Source organism: Allobosea sp. FBZP-16, assembly GCF_002831785.1.
Taxonomy (GTDB): domain Bacteria; phylum Pseudomonadota; class Alphaproteobacteria; order Rhizobiales; family Beijerinckiaceae; genus Allobosea; species Allobosea lupini.
The window spans coordinates 216,524-236,824 of the sequence record NZ_LNCQ01000022.1 but is presented as its reverse complement, the minus strand read 5'-3'; the positions used below and the strand labels follow the sequence as shown (position 1 = coordinate 236,824).

Here is a 20,301-nt window from a genome sequence, read left to right as displayed (position 1 = left end):
CGAAACCAGAAGGCGAACTCGCCGACTATGTCAACGCGGTCGGGTCCGCCCGGGTTCCACCGTCCGAATGGCAGACCGTCAGATGATGGTCGCAGAACCTGGCACTCGCAGCCAGGCGATCGACATAGGTCCGGAAGGCCGCCAGCGTTGCGACCGGGCGCTGACAGCCGTCGCAGATGACCAGTGCCTCGGGTGACAGCTCGCTCGGCAGGTGGACAGCGGGCGACCCGCACTCCTTGCAGCTGAACCCGCCCCCCGTCGATGGCGCCGGCGCGCCGATGTCCGGGGGCGCAAGCAGCGCTGCATAACGATGCAAGCGCCGGCTCATGCCGAGGCCTGATAGAAGGACTTGTAGTTGCGATAGACCCGGCCGCGGTCGGAGACGTCGTACCGGCCCTGCTCTTCGAGATCGACGCCGTTGAGCACAACGCCCGCGACATCCAGACCGAGCTTGCCGAGATGATCGAGCGTCGCCGACACGGTGCTCTTCAGCGTGTCGTTCCATCTGACCACATGCAACACGGTGTCGGCGTGCTCGCGCAGCAAGGCGCTGTCGGCGGAGAGCAGCACGGGCGCCACCTCGAACAGGATGACGTCGTAGCGCGCCCGAGCCTCGCGCAACATCGCCTCGAACGCCGGATTCGAATAGACGTTCTGGCTGTCGCGCAGGCCGGACGCGCGCCGGACCGTGGCGACCGGGCTCGTTCCCGGACCGCCGGCGTCGCCGACCTGCGGCAGGCACTGGTCGAGCAGCGCCTCGTGCGGAAAGTTCTGGCCGAGCAGCAGGCGCCGGGGCGAGCCGTCCACGACCAGGACCCGCTGGCCCATCATCGCCAGCACGCGCGCCATGGCGGAGGCGACGAAGGACTTGCCCTCCCCCGGCGCCGACGAGGTGATCAGCACGAATTTGGGAGGATTGCTGGCCGGGAACAGCTCGGCCACCATCGAGCGCACCGCCTCCGCGAAGACCAGGCTCTCCAGCCCACCCGGATAATGCTCGAGATTAGGCAGAAGGCCGACGCAATTGGTCCTTGTCTCGGTGGCGAACTCGTTCTCGCTGCGGAAGCCACGATCGCGCTTCTCCAGCAGGTAGGAGAGTCCTGCCCCGGCCATCAGCCCGCCCGCCATGGCCAGCCCCAGCAGCAGCGACGGCTTGATCGAGCTCGGCAGCGAGGGAATGTCGGCCGGCGCGACGATCTGGGCGATGATCGGCCGCAATTCGCTCACGGCGCTGGCCTGCTGGTGGGCATCCGAAAGCTGCTTCAGGCGGTCGCGTGCCGCCGTCGCTTCAGCCTGCAAGGTGCGCAGCTGTCCTTCCAGACCCCTCGCCTCGATCGACTTGGTCTGCAAGGCGGCGACGCGCTCGCGCAGCGCCGCCTCGGCATTGCGGGCGGCCTGGACGTCGGTCTCGATATTGGCGACGGATTGCGCCAGCTGCTTCTGCAGCCGTTCCTGCACCGCCGTCAGCGACAGCCTTAGCCGCTGCACGGCCGGATGACGCTCGCCCGACACCGCGACCATCTCGTCGAGCGCCCGGCGGGCCTTGCCCTCCTCGTCGAGCAGCTGCTGGACCACTGGCGAACTGCCGAGATCGCTGGTCTGCGGGATGTTGCCGGCTGCAAGCGAGACCCGCGCGCGCTGCAATCGAGTTTCCTCGCCGAGCCGCGTGGCGGAGACTGTATTGAGCTGGGTCAGCATGTCGCGCAGTTGCTGCTGCTGGATGTCGGCGCCGTCCTGCCCGAGTTCGACGAAGCCGGTCCTTACCCGGAATGCCTCGATCTCCTTCTCGATCCGTCCCAGATTGGCGCGGGCCTCCTGCGCCTGCGCCCCGTACCACTGGCTGGAGCGCTGGGAGGCGTTCGCCGTGGCTTCCATCTTCCGGCGCAGATACTCGTTTCCGAAGGTGTTGACGATCAGCGCGGCACGGTCGGGATCGGTGTCGCGATAGGTCAGCGTGACCAGATAGGCCTTGGTGTCGTTGCTGACGCCCAGCGACGCGAGCAGCCGCTGCGCGGCGATGTCGCGCTGGGTCGGCTCGGCGGCATCGCCGAAACCGGTGAGGTCGCGCAATGTCCTGCGCACAGCCGACGGAAAGATCAGTTCGGCCGCCCCTCCGAGAAGGCCGGAGGACTGCGTCCTTGTCTCCTGGTCGAGGCCAAGGCGCGCCGCGACGGCGCGCGCCGTCGCGAGCGAGCGGATGATCCGCGCCTCGCTTTCGACCAGCGTCGAGGCATCGAGCGCGACGCTGCTCGCCTTGCCGCCCCCGCCGCTGTCTTCGCGCGTGAAGTCGAATTGCAGCACCAGGTCGGCGGTGTAGCGCTGCGGCGTCACCATCAGATAGAGGGCCGCCATCAACATGACCCCGCAGGTCACTGCGGCGATCAGCAATCTGCGGCGCCAGAGCATGGAGAGGAAGTCGAAGGTCACCACATCATAGTGCCTGGCGAGCGTCACAGGCTGACGGGGGCCTCGCATATCGCTGAAGAGATCCATGGCCTGATGCCTCGCCTGCGGTTTCACCCGGGGATACCGATCGACCCGGCCGGCGCCTCGCGAGCGACCGGCTTCGGCTCAGATCGCCTTGCGTACTATTTCGCGCCGCGCCCGTGCAGAACGGCCGGGACCGTCTGCAGCAGCACGTAGAAATCCAGCCAGAACGACCAGTTGTGGATGTAGAAGCTGTCCTGCCGCTTCTGGACCACGAGATCGCCTTCGCTGCGATCCGTGACCTGCCAGAGTCCGGTCAGGCCAGGTGGGACGCTGGTGCGCAGCGCCTGGAAGGCGGTGTCGAAGCACTGGTTGTGATAGGCCGGGAACGGCCTGGGCCCGACGATGCTCATCTCGCCGCGCAGGACGTTCCAGAGCTGGGGCAACTCATCCAGGCTTGTGCGGCGGATGAACTGGCCGATCCTCGGCAGGATCCGGGGGTCGTTCGACAGCTTGAAGAAGCGCTCCCATTCATGCCGCGCCGCGCTGTCGGCCTCCAGATGCGCAGCGAGCCGCGCCTCGGCATCGACGTACATGCTGCGCAGCTTGTAGACCTTGAAGACGTGGCCGTTCCGGCCGATCCGCGGCTGGGCATAGAAGGCAGGCCCGTTGTCGACCGCCTTCACCGCCAATGCGAGCACCGCGATCACGGGCAGAGCGAGAAGGGCGAGCGGGATCGCGACGACGAGGTCGAGCACCCGTTTCAGGCGCAGGTTGCGCGGCATGTGGATGGCGCTGCGCAATTCGAGGCCGAGCAGCCCGCCCATGGCCCGCAATTGGGGATTGAGGACCTGCAGCATCGAGGCGTCATGGACCACGAAGATCTGGCGCAGCGGCAGGCGAGCCAGCCAGTCGGCCTTCTCGACATGGAGATCCCCCGAGGCGCAGAGCGCGACCTCGATGCCCGGCGAGATGATGTTGGCCTGGCCGCGGGTGATCACCGGAAGGCCCGCAGTCTCCAAAGCCTCGGTGAGCACATCGGCCTCCTCGTCGGTGAGGATGGCGACCGGCTTCAGGCCGAGCTCCGGGTGCAAAGCCAGATCGCGCGCCAGGGCGAGGCAGGCCGGCATGGTGCCGTAGAGCACGGTCGGGGCGGACCAGAGATCGCGCCGCACCAACGCACCACGGACCAGCGCTTCGACATAATAGCCGAGCACGACCGACAATCCGGCGCCGGCGACCACGAAGCCCCAGAGATGGCTGGCGGGATCATCGACCGCCAGCCAGGTGAGCACCACGGCAGCCGCGACGATGTTGCCGAGCGTGCGCCGGCGCAAGCGGTCGACCGGCTCGGCCCGATCCGAGCCATAAAGCCTGAAGCCGCCAAGGGCGCCGCACAGCGACAGGGCCCAGACCAGCATCAGGCTCGCCATATTGGTGTCGGTATCGGACGCGGCCATGGCCGCGCCCAACTGAAGCAGTCCCATGACGATGGTCAGCGTGACGAGGTCTCCGACCATCAGAGCGGCAGCGACAAGCCGCCGCCGCTCGGCTGGCGTGACAGTGGCGCCGAGCGGCCGGCCCGGCTTTGCCATGCCGACCGAGGCGGGCACGACAGTCGTGACTACATCCGGCATGACATACTCCAGGGATCTTGCTCGGCCAGGCGGAAAGGCGGCGCTATTGCGCCGCGATCGTCGGAATGTGCTCGATGCCGGCCTCGCGCTCGGCCCGCGCTTTCACCTCGCCCGAGATCCAGGCATAGGTCGGGATCAGCCCCTGGCTGAGATGGATCGACGGTTCCCAGCCGAGGACCTCGCGCAGGCGGTTGTTGTCGCTGTTGCGACCGCGCACGCCTTGCGGACGATTGGTGTTGAAGCGCTTATGGATCGTCTTTCCGGAGATGCCGGCGATGATGTCGACCAGCCCGCTGACATCGACCAGCTCGTCCGTGCCGAGGTTCAGCGGCCCGGAATAGTCAGAGCGCATGATGCGGTAGATGCCCTCGACGCAGTCGTCGATGTACATGAAGGAGCGGGTCTGCTTGCCGTCGCCCCAGACCTCGATCGTCTCGCCCGACTTCGCCATCGCGACCTTGCGGCAGATGGCAGCCGGCGCCTTCTCCTTGCCGCCGTCCCAGGTGCCGAGCGGCCCGTAGACATTGTGGAAGCGGACCAATCGGGTCTGGAAACCGTAGTCCTGCGTGAAGTATTCGCACAGTTTCTCGGTGTAGAGCTTCTCCAGCCCGTATCCTGGTTCGGGATCTGCGGGGAAGGCATCATCCTCCTTCAGCGGCACGACCGAGGGCACATCCTGGAGATATTGCGGATAGACGCAGGCCGAAGACGAGAACAGGAAGCGCTGGACCTTGGCATCGTAGGCCGCCTTCAGCATCTGCGCGCTGATCATCGTGTTGTTGAAGGTGATCGAGGCGTGCGCGCCGGAGATGTAGCCGATACCGCCCATGTCGGCGGCGAGATTGTAGACCTCGTCCATGCCCTGGACCGCCTCGCGGCAATCGTCCATCTCGCGCAGGTCCAGGATGCGGAACTCGTCCGCCGCGCTGGCTTGATACTCGGGGTCCTTGATGTCGACCCCTCGAACCCAATAGCCTCGATCCTTGAGGTAATTGACAAGATGGAAGCCGATAAAGCCGCCAGCACCGGTAACCAGCACAGATTTCTTGGACATTACTTCGCTCCACTGAAGAATGGAACTCAGTGATAGCGTTTTTATCTTTTTAAATCAGGTGGTTAAACGGAACTATAACCCTTTTGGGACTAGTTATCTGTTGGGGTTAGGTCGACTTCTTCGAGGCAGCAGCGAGCACGGTCTTCTGCCGGAGCAGTTGCAGACTGGCGCCGAGCATGAACTGCGGGACGATCTTGCCGTAGCGGCGCCAGAGCCGCCGCGGTTCCGAGAGCAGCCGGAACAGCCATTCGAGCCCGCCCTTCTGCATCCAGGCCGGGGCCTGGCGCTTGGTGCCGGCGAGGAAATCGAAGGCCGCGCCAACCCCGATCATGACCGGCGCCTCGATCCGGTCGAGGTGCGCCGCCATCCAGTATTCCTGCTTGGGCGTACTGAGCCCAACCCAGACGATGTCCGGCTTGGCGGCGTTGATCATGCGCACGATCTCCTCGTCCTCCTCCGCCGAGGAAGGCCGGAAGGGCGGCGAGAAGGTGCCCACGACGGCGAGCCCGGGAAAGCGCGCGGCGAGACGCTCGCGCAAGCGCTCGGCAAGGCCGGGCGCACCGCCGAAATAGTACTGGCGATAGCCCTTCTCGGCCGACAACGCCGTGAGCCGCAGCATCAGGTCCGGGCCGTAGACCCGTTCGGTCCGGCCATGGCCGAGCTTGCGGGCCATCCAGACCAGCGGCATGCCGTCGGGCGTTGCCATCCCCGCGCGCTCATGGATCGCCATGAGCCTGGGATCCGACTGGCTCTCGATCACGCCGTGGACGCCGGTGATGCAGACATAGTTCCGATCTCTGCGGGCTATCCAGCCTTCGACCGCGCCAAGGGCGTCCGCCATGGTAATGGCACTGACGTTGACGCCCATGATGCGGGCGCGGGGAAGCGTGCCGTCCTGCATCACGAGTTCGCCCTCGCGACCTCGACCCGGCGCACGGGGTCTTGCATCCTCGACAGCACGCCTTCGAAATAGGAGATCGTCCGCTTCAGCCCCTCCTGCAGGGGCACCTTGGGCCGCCAGTGCAGCAGCTCCTGCGCCTTGCTGATGTCGGGGCAGCGCTGGCGCGGGTCGTCCTGCGGCAGCGGCCTGAACACGATCGGCGACCGCGAGCCGGTCAGCGAGATGATCAGATCGGCGATCTCGGCCATGGAGGTCTCGACCGGATTGCCGAGATTGACCGCGCTGTCCAAAGGCTGGGTCACGTTCATCAGCCGCATCAGGCCTTCGACCAGGTCGTCGACGAAGCAGAAGGCGCGGGTCTGGCGGCCATCGCCATAGAGCGTGATCGGCTCGTTGCGCAGCGCCTGGACGATGAAGTTGGAGACGACGCGGCCATCCTCCAGATTCATCCGCGGTCCGTAGGTGTTGAAGATGCGGGCGACGCGGATCTCGACGCCATGGCGCCGCTTGTAGTCGTAGAACAGCGTCTCGGCGCAGCGCTTGCCTTCATCGTAGCAGGCGCGCGGCCCGCTGATGCTGACGAGCCCGCGATAATCCTCGACCTGCGGATGGACGTCCGGGTCTCCGTAGATCTCGCTGGTCGATGCCTGCAGGATCGGGATGCCGAGCCGCTTGGCCATGCCGAGCATGTTGATCGCGCCGAGGACGCTGGTCTTCGTGGTCTGCACGGGGTCGCGCTGGTAATGCACCGGCGAGGCCGGACAGGCGAGATTGTAGATCTCGTCGACCTCGAGATAGAGCGGGAAGGTCACATCGTGCCTGAGCGCCTCGAAATTGGGCAGGCCGAGCAACGCCGTCAGGTTCTCGCGGCGCCCGGTATAGTAGTTGTCGACCGCGATGACCTGGTGCCCCTGGGCGACCAGCCGTTCACAGAGGTGGCAGCCAACGAAGCCGGCGCCGCCAGTGACGAGGATACGCTTCTGCATGTCTGAGCTCCGCCGGATCGTGCACGGGAGGGAGCCAAAAGCTTTGCTGCAAGCGCCGCCTTCTCAAAGGACGCTTTTGGGAGGTGAGCGCCTCGGCGCCAACAAGGAAGGGCTACTCCCAGGCGACGCGAACGGCACCCCCGCCCAAGGATGGCTGCCGCGTTCGACTATGGGGTTAATCCGGTAGCGACACGCCTTGGCCCGAATGCCAATGCGGAAAGTGGCCCTGCCCTGACATCCTGCCGGCATCGCATCGCCCCTCTGCGGGCAAGACGGTCGGAGCCGGCTTTGGACACGTCAATCCACCCCCGGAAATCTCATCATGCCTCGCGCGCCGTGGCTCTCGCCGCCCCGTCGGGACGGCATCGGCTGCAGCTGCTCATCCTGGCGCTGGCGGCTTGGACACTCATCCTGGTCGCGACCGTCTCGGCCGCCGAGCGCGAGGCGGCCGAGACTCTCTCGATCGGCGACAAGGTCACGATCTCGGTCTTCGGCCAGACGGACCTTTCCGGCGACTTCGTCCTCGATGGCTCTGGCGCGGTCAACATGCCGCTCGCCGGGCGCATCAAGGTCGCAGGCCTCACGGCGATGGAGGCGGAAGCACGGATCCGCAGCGGCCTCATGGACGGTTACCTCAAGGATGCCGTGGTCAGCCTGCGGATCGCCGAGCTGAAGCCGGTCTACATCATGGGCGAGGTACGCTCGCCGGGAACCTATCCCTTCCGGCACGGGCTCAACATCCTCGCGGCGGTCGCATTGGCCGGCGGCTATCGGGTCGGTGACGAGTCGATCGCCGTGCTCAAATCCGAGCTCCTGCTCGCCGACGAGCGCGAGCAGCTGCTCACCGCCTCGCTGCAGACGCTGACGGCACGCCGCCAGCGCCTCGAAGCCGAGCGCGACGGCGTCAAGCAGCTCGTGGCCGATGCACGAAGCGCAGGCAGCGCCCAGATCCTGGCCGGCGAGCAGGAGATCCTCGACTTCCAGCGGCGGGCCCGCGAGGGCGAGCGCGATTTGCTGAGCCAGCAGGTCGCGCGGCTCCAGTCCGAAAAGGCCGCCCTGACCGAGCAAGCCCGACTGGTCGAGAGGCAGGTCGAGCTGACGCGCGAGCAGTCGACCGAATACAACAAGCTGGCGACGACCGGCCATGGCCTGCGCACCGTCCAGGTCGAGCGCGAGCGCGACTATGCCCGCACGCAGGGCGAAGCGGCGCGCCTGCGGGCAGAGCTGGCCAAGAGCGAGACGGCGCTCGGCGAGCTGACGCTGCGGCTGCGTGAGCTCGACACCACCTATATGCGCCGTGTCGTGCTCGAGCTGCAGGACACCCGGCAAAAGATTCTCGAGGTCGAGCGCAGCCTGCCGACCGCGCGCGAGATCGCCGAAAGCCGGCGCCGCCGGGTGGTGGCGAGCCAGGGCTCCGGCGCGGCAGCGGATTGGGACATCCGGATCACGCGGCAGGCCGGCCTCGCACCGGTGACGCTCCAGGCGAATTTCGAAACCACCCTTCAACCCGGCGATATCGTCCAGGTGAACCCGAAGACGCGCGCCGCGGAGAGTTCCATTCCCGGGGAGGCGGCAAAGACGCCGGTACGCCAGCTTACCGGCCTCGCCAGCCAGCAATGACCCCGTCACGGCTCGAGCCGGCCGCGCCGCCATGCCTGAAAGGGCAGCTGTCGACGACGCCGAGCGCGATCCAGTTCAATGATCGGGCGATCTCGAGGCGAGGGCGAGAGCAAGCCCTCTCCCGACCAGGACGGAGGCAGTCTTGACGAGTTCGGAGAAGCACAGCCGGGATGATGGCAGCAGCGCACGCACTGCCCCCCTGCTTCCGGCGGTCCGGAACTCCGCCTTCGCGAAGCACTGGCTCGCTATCGACGAAGGCGGCGCGGAGCTGACCAAGGCCGTGTTCGGTGCACCCGCGCGGCGGGCCCCACCCCCGCCAAATCCGAACAAAGCGGCACAATCCTCGCCCCCCTCCACGCCCGCCTCGCACAGCGCGCCGGCCCCTTCCCGCCTACGGGCGACCGTCGCCCTGCTGTTGCTCGTCCTGGCCGTGCTTTTCGCCACGCCTGCCGCCAGGCTGCTGGGCTTCGCGCCGCGGCCCGAGCGGGCCGGCACCGCCGAGGTCTCGCCGCGCGGCAAGGCGCCGCTCCTGAAACCGAGCCCTCGCCCCGAGGCGAAACGCGCCGGCGAGGCCTGAGCGATGTCCGCCAGCGCCACATGGCAACAGAGCCTGCGCCTGACGGTTCGCACGGCCTCGGCGCACTGGCCCGGCATCGCCCAGCTTCGCCGGAAGCTCTACGAGGCTCGCTTTCGCGCCGGTCGCTATCACTGCGGCTACAGCGGCAGGTTTGCCAGCTTCGAGGCGGCCGAGCGCGCCTTGCCGACGGGCCTGTCCGGCTTCGATCATGACGCTATGGCAGACATCGACCACTACACCACCATGGCCGGCGGAATCGAGCCGATGCCGGCGACCGAGTACCCCTTGCTGTTCTGGCTGCGCGGCGCGCTCGACGAAGGTGCCCGGACGCTGCTCGATCTCGGCGGCTATGTCGGGCACGCCTTCCGCCAATACGATCGGTATCTCGACTTTCCTGATGACTTCCGCTGGACCGTCTTCGACCTGCCGCACATCACCCGGGCAGGACAGACGATCGCCGCACGACAGCCCACGCCACGCCTGCGCTTCACCAACAGCGTCGACGACGGCTGCGGCATGGAGATCCTGCTCGCGGCGGGTTCGCTGCAATACCTGCCGGAGAACTATCTGCACGAGCGGCTGAAGGCCTGGCCGAAGCGCCCCCGGCATCTGATCGTCCAGCGCACGCCGCTCCACGCGCGACACTCATTCGTGACGATCCAGTCGGTGATCACGCGAACGGGCGAGGTCTCGTTCTGCCCCTACAGCGTTCCGGCGCGCACCGGCTTCATCGATGGCCTGCTCGCGCTCGGCTATGAGCTCGTGGATTCCTGGGAGAAGCCCCGCAGCCTCGATGTGCCTTTCCATCCGGAATGCCATGTCGAAACCTATTCAGGGCTCTACTTCCAGCTACCGCATCCGACCGAAAAGTGAGATCCACTTTTCGGAAAAATCCGACGTGATAACAGAGTGATAGATCATCGTGATCGCGTCCATTCGGACGCGCGATGATCCAGGATCCTGACGTCCCCGCACCACGCCCCCGCATCCACGGCCCTTTCGGGCATGCTTCGCCCGGCTGAGCGCGTTTGGCATGCGTCATCCCCGCCCCGTGCCCCTACCCCGTGGGAGAATGGCGTTACTCCACCTGCTCCAATGTTGTCGGGGGGGCTTGGCGCATAGCCTTCCCTGCATGACACAGACCATCGACAGGAAAGCTGCCCGCCAGGCCCCGCGTCGTAGCCGGCCCCGGGCGTCCGCCGCTCCCGATCTCGCCGGAGTCGCCCGCCCACAAGTCGCCCGGCAGGAAGCGCCACAAAGCGCGCCAGCCGCGCCGGCGACCCTGGTCGATCTCTTTGCCGCGCAAGTCGCGGCCCGGCCGCGTGCCGTCGCCTTGTCATTCGGCGCGACCCATCTCTCCTATGCCGACCTCGATGCGCGCGCCGAAAAACTGGCCGGGCAGCTGACCATGTTGGGCGCCGGCCCCGGCGCAATGGTCGGGCTCTGCCTGCCGCGTTCGCTCGACCTCATCGTCGCGCTGGTCGCGATCCTGAAGAGCGGTGCCGGCTATCTGCCGCTCGACCCGGCCTATCCGGGCGAGCGCCTCGCCTTCATGGTCGAGGATGCCAATGCCTCGCTGATAATCGCCTCCGAGCACGCCGACTGGCTGCCGCCCGGCCGGCAACGGATCGATCCGCATCAGGCCGAAGGCTCCAAGGCGACCCCTTCGCCGACGCGGCGCGCGGCTGCGGCCAACGATCTCGCCTATGTGATCTACACCTCTGGCTCGACCGGCAAGCCGAAGGGCGTCGCCATCGAACATGCGGCGGTCACACGGCTCTTCAGTGCGACGGATGGCTGGTTCGGCTTCCGGCCCGGCGATGTCTGGACCCTGTTCCACTCCGTCTCGTTCGACTTCTCGGTCTGGGAGATCTGGGGGGCGCTGCTTCACGGCGGGCGTCTCGTGATCGTGCCGGAGAGCACGACGCGGGACCCCGCCGCTTTTTTGCGGCTGCTCGCCGACGAGGGCGTAACGGTGCTCAACCAGACACCGTCGGCTTTCGCTGCCCTCGACCGCGCCGATCATGACCGCGGCGGACGCGACCAGCTCTCACTGCGGCTGGTGATCTTCGGCGGCGAAGCGCTCGATCCGCGCCGCCTCGCCGGCTGGTACCAGCGCCGCGGCGAGCATGCCCATCTCGTCAACATGTACGGGATCACGGAGACGACGGTCCACGTCACCTATCGTCCGCTCTCCCCCACGGATACGGAACAGCGGTCGAGCCTGATCGGGCGGGCGATCCCGGACCTCAAGCTGCTGCTGCTCGACGGCGAGACCATGCGCCCGGTTCCGCGCGGCGAGATCGGCGAGATCTTCGTCGCCGGCGCGGGGCTGGCGCGTGGCTATCTGAACCGGCCCGAACTCAACGCCGCGCGCTTCGTGCCGCATCCGGACGAGCCCGGCGCCCGGCTCTACCGCTCGGGCGACCTCGCCCGCCAGGTCGACGAGGACGACTACGAGTATCTGGGGCGGGCCGACCAGCAGGTGAAGATCCGCGGTTTTCGCGTCGAGCTGGGCGAGATCGAGACAGCGCTGATGGGCCATTCCGGCATCGGGCAGGCCGCCGTACTGCTTCGATCCGACGACGGCAACGAACGGCTCGTCGGCTATCTCGTGGCCGATGGCACGGAACGCCCCTCGGCCGCAGCGCTGAAGGCCAGCCTCGGCGAGACCCTGCCGGCGCATATGGTGCCGGCGGCCTTCGTCTTCGTGCCCGAGATCCCCCTGACCGTGAACGGCAAGCTCGACCGTGCCGCACTGCCGGCGCCCGGCCGCGCCCGGCCGGAGACAGCCGCGCCCTATGCTGCGCCCCGCAATGCCATGGAGCGGCGGTTCGCCGACGCCGTCGCCGACATCTTCCAGATCGACATCGTCGGCATCGACGACAATTTCTTCGATCTCGGCGGCAATTCCCTGCTCGTCGCCGAACTGCACCGGCGCCTCGTTCGGGACCTGCCCTGGTTCGCTCTGGTCGATCTCTACCGCTATCCGAATGTGCGGGCGCTGGCCGGCCATCTGACGCCACAGAAGCCCAGCGTGCTCGGCAGCCTGGCGGCGGCGCGCGAACGCGGCCTGCGCTCGCGCGGCGTGCCCACATCCTCCGCCGACAGCACGTCGACAGGCGGTTCGCATGACTGACTACCTTCCCGAGCGCGCCATCGCGATCATCGGCCTGGCCGGCCGCTTCCCCGGCGCACCGAATGTCGGCACGCTCTGGCAGAACCTGCTTGATGGCGTGGAGTCGATCACGAGGTTCGATCCCGCCGTGCTCGAGGACGGCTTCGGCGCTGCGACGCGCGCGCTCCCGAACTTCGTCGCGGCTAAGCCCGTGCTCGACGGCGTCGACCAGTTCGACGCACCGTTCTTCGGCATGATGCCGCGCGAGGCCGCGCTCACCGATCCGCAGCAGCGCCTGCTGCTCGAATGCGCCTGGGAAGCCCTGGAGGATGCCGGCTACGACCCCGCAGTGCCTGGCCAGTGCATCGGCGTCTTCGCCGGCGCCACCTTCAGCACCTATCTGCTGCAGAACCTGCTGCACGACCGCTCGGCGATCGCCGACTACACCTCGGGCTTCCAGATCGGCAACCTGCCGCTGCTGGTCGGCTCGGCTGCGGATTTCACCGCGACGCGGATCGGCTACAAGCTCGGCCTCACCGGCCCCTGCGTCGCCGTCCAGTCCGCCTGCTCAACCTCGCTGCTCGCCGTCGCCCAGGCCGTGCAGAACCTCCTCTGCCATGGCTGCGACATGGCCTTGGCCGGCGGCGTCTCGATCACCTTCCCGCAACGGCGCGGCTATCTCGCCCAGGAGGGTGGCATCGTCTCGACGGACGGCCATTGCCGTGCCTTCGACGCCAGCGCCAGCGGCACGATCTTCGGCAGCGGCGCCGGACTCGTCGTGCTGAAGCGGCTGGAAGATGCGGTTGCAGATCGCGACCAGATCTACGCCGTCATTCGCGGCGTCGGCGTCAACAATGACGGCGCCGGCAAGGTCGGCTTCACCGCGCCGAGCGTCGACGGCCAGGCCGCGGCGATCGCAATGGCGCATGCCGCCGCCGATATCGATGCGCGCTCGATCGGCTATGTCGAATGCCACGGCACCGGCACGCCGATGGGCGACCCGATCGAGGTCGCCGGTCTCACCGCCGCCTTCCGGCTGACGACAGAGGATCGCGGATTCTGCGCGCTCGGCTCGATCAAGTCCAATATCGGCCATCTCGACGCCGCCGCGGGTGTGACGGGGCTGATCAAGGCCTCGCTCGCGGTGAAGAACGGGGTGCTGCCGGCGAGCCTGCACGTCACGCAGCCGAATCCGGCGCTGGAGCTGCCCGACAGCCCGTTTTTCATCGCCGACCACAGGCAGGAATGGCCCGAACAGCGCGGACCACGCCGGGCCGGCGTCAGCGCCTTCGGCTTCGGCGGAACCAATGTCCATCTCGTGCTGGAGCAGGCCCCCGCGGGCGAAACCGTGGCGCCAGCCCGCCGCAACCAACTGCTGACGCTTACGGCCCGCAGCGCCGCGGCGCTCGGGCAGGCGCGGGACAAGCTGGCAGAGCATATCGAAGCGCACCCAGAGCAGAGCCTCGCCGACATCGCCTTCACCTTGCAAGCGGGGCGACGGCCCTTCCCGCACCGTCTCGCCGTGGTCGCTGGCGATCACGCCGAGGCCGCCATTGTTCTGCGCAAGCAGAACACCGAACGCTCTGCCGCAGTGACCGGCGCCGGCGATCTCGTCTTCATGTTCCCCGGACAGGGCTCGCAATTCCCGCAAATGGCGCGGGAGCTCTATGCCGGCGAGCCGGTCTTCCGCCGGACCGTCGATCTCTGCTGCGAGCTGCTGAAGCCCGAGCTCGGGCTCGACCTGCGCAGCCTGCTCTATCCGAGCAATGGCGGCGATCCGGAAAAGCTCTCGGCGACGCTGCTCGCCCAGCCGGCGATCTTCACGGTGGAGTACGCGCTGGCGCAACTGCTGATGAGCTGGGGGCTGCAGCCCTCCGCCATGATCGGCCACAGCGTCGGCGAGTTCGCCGCCGCCTGCCTCGCCGGCGTGTTCTCGCTCGAAGACGCCCTCTCGCTCGTCGCCAGGCGCGGCCGGATGATGCAGGAGCTGCCCGGCGGCGCGATGCTGGCCGTGCGCCTGCCCGACGCCGAGATCGCGGCGCTCGCACGGGACGGCGTCAGCGTGGCGGCGGTCAACGCGCCCGGCATGGGCGTGCTCGCCGGGCCGTTCGAGGCGATCGAGGCGCTTGAGGCCGAGCTCGCGCACCGCAAGGTGACGCATCGCCGCCTGCAGACCTCGCACGCCTTCCATTCGGCCATGATCGACCCGCTGGTCGCGCCGTTCACCGAGGCGGTCGCGGCCGTTAGCCTCAATGCGCCGAAGCTGCCTTACATCTCCGGCGTGTCCGGCGATTGGGTCAGCGCCGCACAGACCACCGATCCGTCTTATTGGGCGCGGCACGCCCGCGAGCCCGTGCGCTTTGCCGACGGCATCGCGACGCTGGCGCGTGGCCTCTCGCCCATCCTGCTCGAAGTGGGACCCGGCGCAGCGCTGGCCAGTTTCGCGTTGCAAGGTTCCGGTGCGGGCCGGGCCGCCATCTCCTGCCTGCCCGATGCGCAGGGCGATGCCGAAGGCATGCTGGCAGCCGCTCTGGGGCGCCTATGGACAGCCGGGATCGCGCCGGACTGGTCAGCCTACCAGGCTGCAGGCAAGCCGAAGCGCGTCTCGCTCCCGACCTATCCGTTCGAACGCAGCCGGCACTGGGTCGAAGCGCCGGCTGTCTTGGCTACCAGCTCCACGACGGCGCCTGCGGCTGCTTCCGTTCGACCTCATCCCACTCAACCCGAGCAGGAACCGGCCATGCCTCCCCATGCTGATACCGACATCCCCCTGGGCCGTTCGGAGCTCGGCGGCCGGGTCGCTGCGATCTTCGAGAACTTGTCGGGGCGACCCTTCGGCGCGGAGGAGACCGGCGCGAGCTTCCTCGAGCTCGGCTTCGACTCGCTGCTGCTGACGCAGGCCGCGCAGGGCCTGCAGACGGCCTTCGGCGTCCAGATCCGCTTCCGCCAGCTGCTCGACGATCTCCCGAGCGTCGACGACGTCACGCGCCACATAGCCGAGCTTTGCCCGCAGGAAATGGCGAAGCCGGCTGCGATCGTTCAGGCGGCGGCGCCGGTCGCATCTGCGCCTATCGCGTCGGCTCCCATCCCCCCCGTAGCCGCGGTCGCCAGCGCGCAGCCGGCCGCATCGGGCCTGGACGCTCTGATGCGCGAGCAGCTCGACGTGATGTCGCGCCTGATGGAGCGCCAGCTCCAGACCCTGAGCGGGCAACCCGCAGCGCCGGCCATCGCAGCCGTAACGCCGGCCTTGCAGCCCTCGCCCGCCCCGCAGCCGCCGGCGGCCGCGCCGTCTAAGCCAGCCTCGGCTTCCCCGGCCGCAAGCGCCGCATCCGGCTCGACTGCCCGGTTCAAGCCCCTGATCCGTACCGGCAGCGAAACGCTTACCGAAGCCCAGCGGGCGCATATCGCCCGGCTGACCAAGCTTTATGTCGGCAAGACCGCGACCTCGAAGCGCCTCGCCGACCAGCACCGGCCGGTCCTGGCCGATCCGCGCACCGTTTCCGGCTTCGCGGCCGACTGGAAGGAAATGGTCTATCCGATCGTCTCCGCCCGGGCGAAAGGGGCCCGGATCTGGGACGTCGACGGCAACGTCTATATCGACCTCGTCAACGGCTACGGCCAGACCGCCTTCGGCCATGCGCCGGATTTCGTCGTCGAGGCGGTCCAGGCGCAGCTGACTGACGGCTTCGCGATCGGGCCGCAATCGCCGCTGGCACATGAGGCCTCGACGCTGTTCTGCGAACTGACCGGCCATGCCCGGGTCGCCTTCTGCAACACCGGCTCGGAAGCGGTGATGGCGGCGATGCGCGTCGCCCGCACCGTCACCGGCCGGAACAGAATCGTCGCATTCTCAGGCGCTTATCACGGCCAGTTCGACGAAGTGCTGGTCCGTGGCGTCGGCGAGCAGCACCGCTCGGTGCCGGCGGCTCCCGGCATTCCGGCCGAGGCCGTCGGACGCATGACCATCCTCGACTACGGCACGGATGAGAGCCTCGCCTGGCTGCGCGAGCATGCGCATGAGCTCGCCGCCGTCCTGGTCGAGCCGGTGCAGAGCCGCCGGCCGGGCCATCTCCCGGTCGCGTTCCTCAAGGAGCTGCGCGCCATCACTGAGCAGGCCGGCACCGCGCTGGTCCTCGACGAGGTCGTCACCGGCTTCCGCGTCCATCCGGCCGGCGTGCAGGCCCTGCTCGGCATCAAGCCGGACCTCGCGACCTATGGCAAAGTCGTCGGCGGCGGCCTGCCGGTCGGCCTGCTGGCAGGCACCCCGCGCTTCATGGATGCGCTCGATGGCGGCGCCTGGCGCTTCGGCGACGACAGCGTTCCCGAAGTCGGCGTCACCTTCTTCGCCGGGACCTTCGTCAGGCATCCGCTGGCGCTGGCGGCGACGGTCGCGGTGCTCCGGCACATCAAGGAAAAGGGGCCGGCGCTGAGCGACGCCCTTACGCAGCGCATGCAGGGCCTCGTCGAGGCGCTGCGGCGCGCCTTCGCCAAGGTCGGCTGGGACGTGCCGATCGAGAGCTATGGCAGTGTCGCCTATTTCGAGCCCGGCCGCGATCACCGGCTCGGCAGCCTGCTGCACTATCATCTGCGCGCCCGCGGCATCTTCATCCAGGAGCACTATCCCTGCTTCCTGACGACCCAGCACGGCGAAGCCGAGATCGCGGCGATCATCGCTGCGTTCGAAGACAGCCTCGCTTTGATGCGCCGGGACGGAATGCTGCCTGGAGCCACAGCCGATAGCCTGCCGCCGGACATGCCAGCTGCGCCTTCGGAGATCGAGCTTCCGCTGACCGAAGCCCAGACCGAGATCTGGCTGTCGGACCAGACCGGCCCTGAGGCCAGCGCCGCCTTCAACGAATCCGTCAGCCTGACGCTCGACGGCGATGTCGATGCGCTGCGCCTCGCCGAAACGATCAGGCAGGTCGCCGGCCGGCACGCGATCCTCAATGCGCGCTTCTCGCCCGATGGCGAGACGATGCAGGTCTCGTCCTCTGGAACGTTCCCTGTCGCGATCAGCGACCTGCGCGGCGAGTGCGACCCGCAGGCCACGCTGCAGGCCAGGATCGAAGCCTATGCCAGCCGCCCCTACGATCTCGTGCAAGGGCCAGTGGCCGAAGCCGAAATCATCCGGCTCGGCGAGCGGAAGCATGTGCTGATCCTGTCGGCGCATCACATCGTCTGCGACGGCTGGTCGACCAATATCCTGCTCGACGAGATCGCAACGGCCTATCGCTCAAACATCGACGCACTGCCGGAAGCGATGCCCTTCGCGGACTATGCAACAGCAGCCCGCGAGGACCCGCGCACGGAGGAAGCAGCGGCCTACTGGGCCAAGATGTTCGCGGAACTTCCCGCGCCGCTGGAATTGCCGACGGACCGGCCGCGGCAGGCGCCGCGCAGCTTCAATGGCGGCACGCGCACGAGCTTCATCGAGGCCGAGCTCTATCGCCAGGTGAAGGCGGCGGGTGCAAAGCGCCGGCGGACTCTCTTCGCCACGCTCTTCGCCGGCTTCCAGGTGCTGCTGCTGCGGCTCTCGGGCCAGCGCGACCTCGTCATCGGCGTACCTGCCGCCGGACAATCGCAGCTCGAAGGCCCCTCGCCCGTCGGCCATTGCGTCAATTTCCTGCCGATCCGCGGCGGAATCGATCCGGCCGAGCCGTTCAGCGCCCATCTCGACAAGGTCGGACGCCTCGTCCTCGACGCCTACGACCATCAGAGCTTCACGCTCGGCGCCCTGTTGAAGCGGCTGCGCGTCCCGCCGGTCTCCGGGCGATTGCCGCTGGTCGAAGTGCAGTTCAATCTCGAGCGGCTCGCCGGCAATCTCGACTTCGGTCCTGCGATCAAAGCCAGCGCCGAGCCGAACCCCAAGGCCTTCTCCACCTTCGATCTCTATTTCAACATCGGCGAATCCGATGATGGCCTACGCATCGATTGCTGCTATGGCGCCGATCTCTTCGACGCGGCGACGATCGACCGCTGGCTCGGCCATTACCGTACGCTGCTCGCCGCCTTCGTCGCCAATCCCGACATGATCATCGCGGCGATGCCGCTGATCGAGGGCGACGAGCGCCAGCGCCTCGTCTCCGACATCAACGCCACCCAGGTCACGCTCCAGAGCGACGACGGCACGATCCAGGCCTTCGAACGCAAGGTCCAGCAGCAGCCCGAGGCGATCGCCGTGTCATGCGGCGACCAGCAGATTTCCTATGCCGCGCTGAACGCCTGGGCGGACCGGATCGCGGCGGAGCTGACGGCGCGCGTCGACACTCCCGAGAGTCGCGTCGGCCTCCTGATCAAGCGCTCGCCGGCGCTGGTCGCCGGCATGCTCGGCGCGCTCAAGGCCGGCTTCCCCTATGTGCCGCTCGATCCCGTCATGCCGAAGGCGCGCATCCAGCGGATTCTGCGGGATTCCGAGGCGGTCGCGCTCCTGACCGCGGGACCGTCAGATCCGACCCTCGTCGAGGCAGACGAGCACCTCATGCTGATCGATGTCGACCAGACCACAGCGAATCTCGCCGGGATCCGGACGGCGGCGATCGGCCCCGATCAGCTCGCCTATGTGATCTACACCTCCGGCTCGACCGGCGCGCCGAAGGGCGTCGAGGTCAGCCATGGCGGGCTGTCGAACCTGCTGTTAGCCATGGCACGCGAGCCCGGTTTCTCCAGCTCGGACACGATGCTCGCCGTGACCACGGTGACCTTCGACATCGCCGCGCTGGAATTGCTGCTGCCATTGATCCAGGGCGGCCGCGTCGCGATCGCGACCGCGGATGAAGCCAAGGACGGCGCCGAATTGCTGGCGCGGCTGCAGCAGAGCGGCGCCAACGTGCTGCAGGCGACGCCGATGACCTGGCGCCTGCTGCTCGAAGCCGGCTTCCGCTCACGGCCGGGATTCCGCATGCTCTGCGGCGGCGAAGCGCTGCCGCTCGACCTCGCACGCAAGCTGCTCGAAGGCGGCGGCGAGCTCTGGAACATGTACGGGCCCACCGAGACGACGATCTGGTCCTCGGTCGCCCGCATCCAGCCGGAGGACGAGGTTGTCACCATCGGCCTGCCGATCGCCAATACGCAGTTCTACATCGTCGACGGCAACAACGAGCCCGTCGGCGTCGGCATCCCCGGCGAACTGTTGATCGCCGGCGCAGGCCTGGCGCGCGGCTATGCCAACAATCCCAAGCTCACCGCCAGGAGCTTCATCGCCAACCCGGTCGATCCGGGCACCAGCGCCAGGGCCTACCGCACCGGCGATCGTGCCAAGTATCTCCCCGACGGCCGTATCGTGCATCTCGGGCGGCTCGACCATCAGGTCAAGCTGCGCGGCTTCCGCATCGAGCCCGGCGAGATCGAGGCTGTCCTCGCCCGCAAGGCCGGCATCGTCTCGGCGGTGATCCTGCGCGAAGACGTCCCGGGCGAGCCGCGCCTGGTCTGCTACTACGTCATGGATACGGACAGTCCGCCGCCGGCCGAATTGCGGGCGGCGCTGGCGCAGGACCTGCCGGACTACATGGTCCCGACCGCCTGGATCGGTCTGCCGGCCCTGCCGCTGAACGCGAGCGGCAAGCTCGACCGTGCCGCGCTGCCGGCGCCGGATGCCCAGAGCGCTGCGCCCAAGACCGAAAAGGCGGCAGACAAGGCTGCGCCGCGAACCCCAGTGGAGGAGACGCTGATCCGGATCTGGAGCGAGGTGCTGCGGCGCGAGGACATCGATGTCCACGACGACCTCTTCGATCTCGGCGCCGATTCCCTCAGCATCTTCCAGATCACCAGCCGTGCCCGCCGCGAAGGCCTCAAGGTCGCGGCCCGGGATTTCTTCCGGAATCGGACCATCGCCGCCGTCGCAGCTGCGCTTCCCGATGAGCCCGCCGCCCAAGCCGCCGCGCCTGCCGCGACGTTCTGGAAGCGGCCATGGCGACGCCCGCGCGACGGCGCGCAGCAGCCGAACGAGCCGAGCGCCGCCTCGCAGCGCGAGAGAGGGTGAACG

At 67.9% G+C, this 20,301-nt stretch carries 10 protein-coding genes; 5 read left to right on the top strand and 5 right to left on the bottom strand.

Annotation, left to right across the window (positions count from 1 at the left end):
• Window positions 1–324: 324 nt before the first annotated feature.
• The 5 genes from CXY91_RS07340 to CXY91_RS07320 form a co-directional block, all read right to left on the bottom strand.
• Entirely contained in the window at window positions 325–2,493 is a 2,169-nt protein-coding gene (locus CXY91_RS07340) for a GumC family protein (protein ID WP_091829509.1), read from the bottom strand.
• A gap of 95 nt (window positions 2,494–2,588) precedes the next feature.
• Window positions 2,589–4,064: an exopolysaccharide biosynthesis polyprenyl glycosylphosphotransferase gene (locus tag CXY91_RS07335; RefSeq protein ID WP_100960046.1), complete on the bottom strand. Its 1,476-nt coding sequence runs from the start codon at window positions 4,062–4,064 to the stop codon at window positions 2,589–2,591.
• Window positions 4,065–4,107: 43 nt separating this feature from the next.
• Complete coding sequence (locus CXY91_RS07330; protein WP_100960045.1) at window positions 4,108–5,118, bottom strand: NAD-dependent epimerase/dehydratase family protein; 1,011 nt, start codon at window positions 5,116–5,118, stop codon at window positions 4,108–4,110.
• A gap of 106 nt (window positions 5,119–5,224) precedes the next feature.
• The gene (locus CXY91_RS07325; protein ID WP_100960043.1) at window positions 5,225–6,019 is read right to left on the bottom strand and encodes a WecB/TagA/CpsF family glycosyltransferase; all 795 of its coding nucleotides are present in this window, start codon (window positions 6,017–6,019) and stop codon (window positions 5,225–5,227) included.
• Complete coding sequence (locus tag CXY91_RS07320) at window positions 6,019–7,005, bottom strand: UDP-glucuronic acid decarboxylase family protein (RefSeq protein ID WP_100960041.1); 987 nt, start codon at window positions 7,003–7,005, stop codon at window positions 6,019–6,021. Before CXY91_RS07320 ends, CXY91_RS07325 begins: the two co-directional genes overlap by 1 nt.
• 336 nt (window positions 7,006–7,341) lie before the next feature.
• On the opposite strand from CXY91_RS07320, the gene CXY91_RS07315 reads away from it, so the two are divergent.
• The 5 genes from CXY91_RS07315 (at window position 7,342) to CXY91_RS07295 (ending at window position 20,298) form a co-directional block, all read left to right on the top strand.
• A complete protein-coding gene (locus tag CXY91_RS07315; protein ID WP_158673303.1) occupies window positions 7,342–8,625 on the top strand; it encodes a polysaccharide biosynthesis/export family protein in 1,284 nt (427 codons plus the stop codon).
• 142 nt (window positions 8,626–8,767) lie between these two features.
• Complete coding sequence (locus tag CXY91_RS07310; protein WP_100960037.1) at window positions 8,768–9,202, top strand: hypothetical protein; 435 nt, start codon at window positions 8,768–8,770, stop codon at window positions 9,200–9,202.
• Window positions 9,203–9,205: 3 nt separating this feature from the next.
• Window positions 9,206–10,075, top strand: coding sequence for a methyltransferase, TIGR04325 family (locus CXY91_RS07305; RefSeq protein ID WP_100960035.1), 870 nt, complete (start codon window positions 9,206–9,208; stop codon window positions 10,073–10,075).
• Window positions 10,076–10,334: 259 nt separating this feature from the next.
• Complete coding sequence (locus CXY91_RS07300) at window positions 10,335–12,341, top strand: amino acid adenylation domain-containing protein (RefSeq protein ID WP_158673302.1); 2,007 nt, start codon at window positions 10,335–10,337, stop codon at window positions 12,339–12,341.
• Complete coding sequence (locus CXY91_RS07295) at window positions 12,334–20,298, top strand: hybrid non-ribosomal peptide synthetase/type I polyketide synthase (RefSeq protein WP_100960025.1); 7,965 nt, start codon at window positions 12,334–12,336, stop codon at window positions 20,296–20,298. The genes CXY91_RS07300 and CXY91_RS07295 overlap by 8 nt, the downstream gene beginning before the upstream one ends.
• Window positions 20,299–20,301: the final 3 nt, after the last annotated feature.

Bases quoted from the DNA above. Each gene is read 5' to 3' on its own strand.
- CXY91_RS07340 (WP_091829509.1), bottom strand. From the start codon at position 2,493: ATGGATCTCTTCAGCGATATGCGAGGCCCCCGTCAGCCTGTGACGCTC.
- CXY91_RS07335 (WP_100960046.1), bottom strand. From the start codon at position 4,064: ATGCCGGATGTAGTCACGACTGTCGTGCCCGCCTCGGTCGGCATGGCA.
- CXY91_RS07330 (WP_100960045.1), bottom strand. From the start codon at position 5,118: ATGTCCAAGAAATCTGTGCTGGTTACCGGTGCTGGCGGCTTTATCGGC.
- CXY91_RS07325 (WP_100960043.1), bottom strand. From the start codon at position 6,019: ATGCAGGACGGCACGCTTCCCCGCGCCCGCATCATGGGCGTCAACGTC.
- CXY91_RS07320 (WP_100960041.1), bottom strand. From the start codon at position 7,005: ATGCAGAAGCGTATCCTCGTCACTGGCGGCGCCGGCTTCGTTGGCTGC.
- CXY91_RS07305 (WP_100960035.1), top strand. From the start codon at position 9,206: ATGTCCGCCAGCGCCACATGGCAACAGAGCCTGCGCCTGACGGTTCGC.
- CXY91_RS07300 (WP_158673302.1), top strand. From the start codon at position 10,335: ATGACACAGACCATCGACAGGAAAGCTGCCCGCCAGGCCCCGCGTCGT.
- CXY91_RS07295 (WP_100960025.1), top strand. From the start codon at position 12,334: ATGACTGACTACCTTCCCGAGCGCGCCATCGCGATCATCGGCCTGGCC.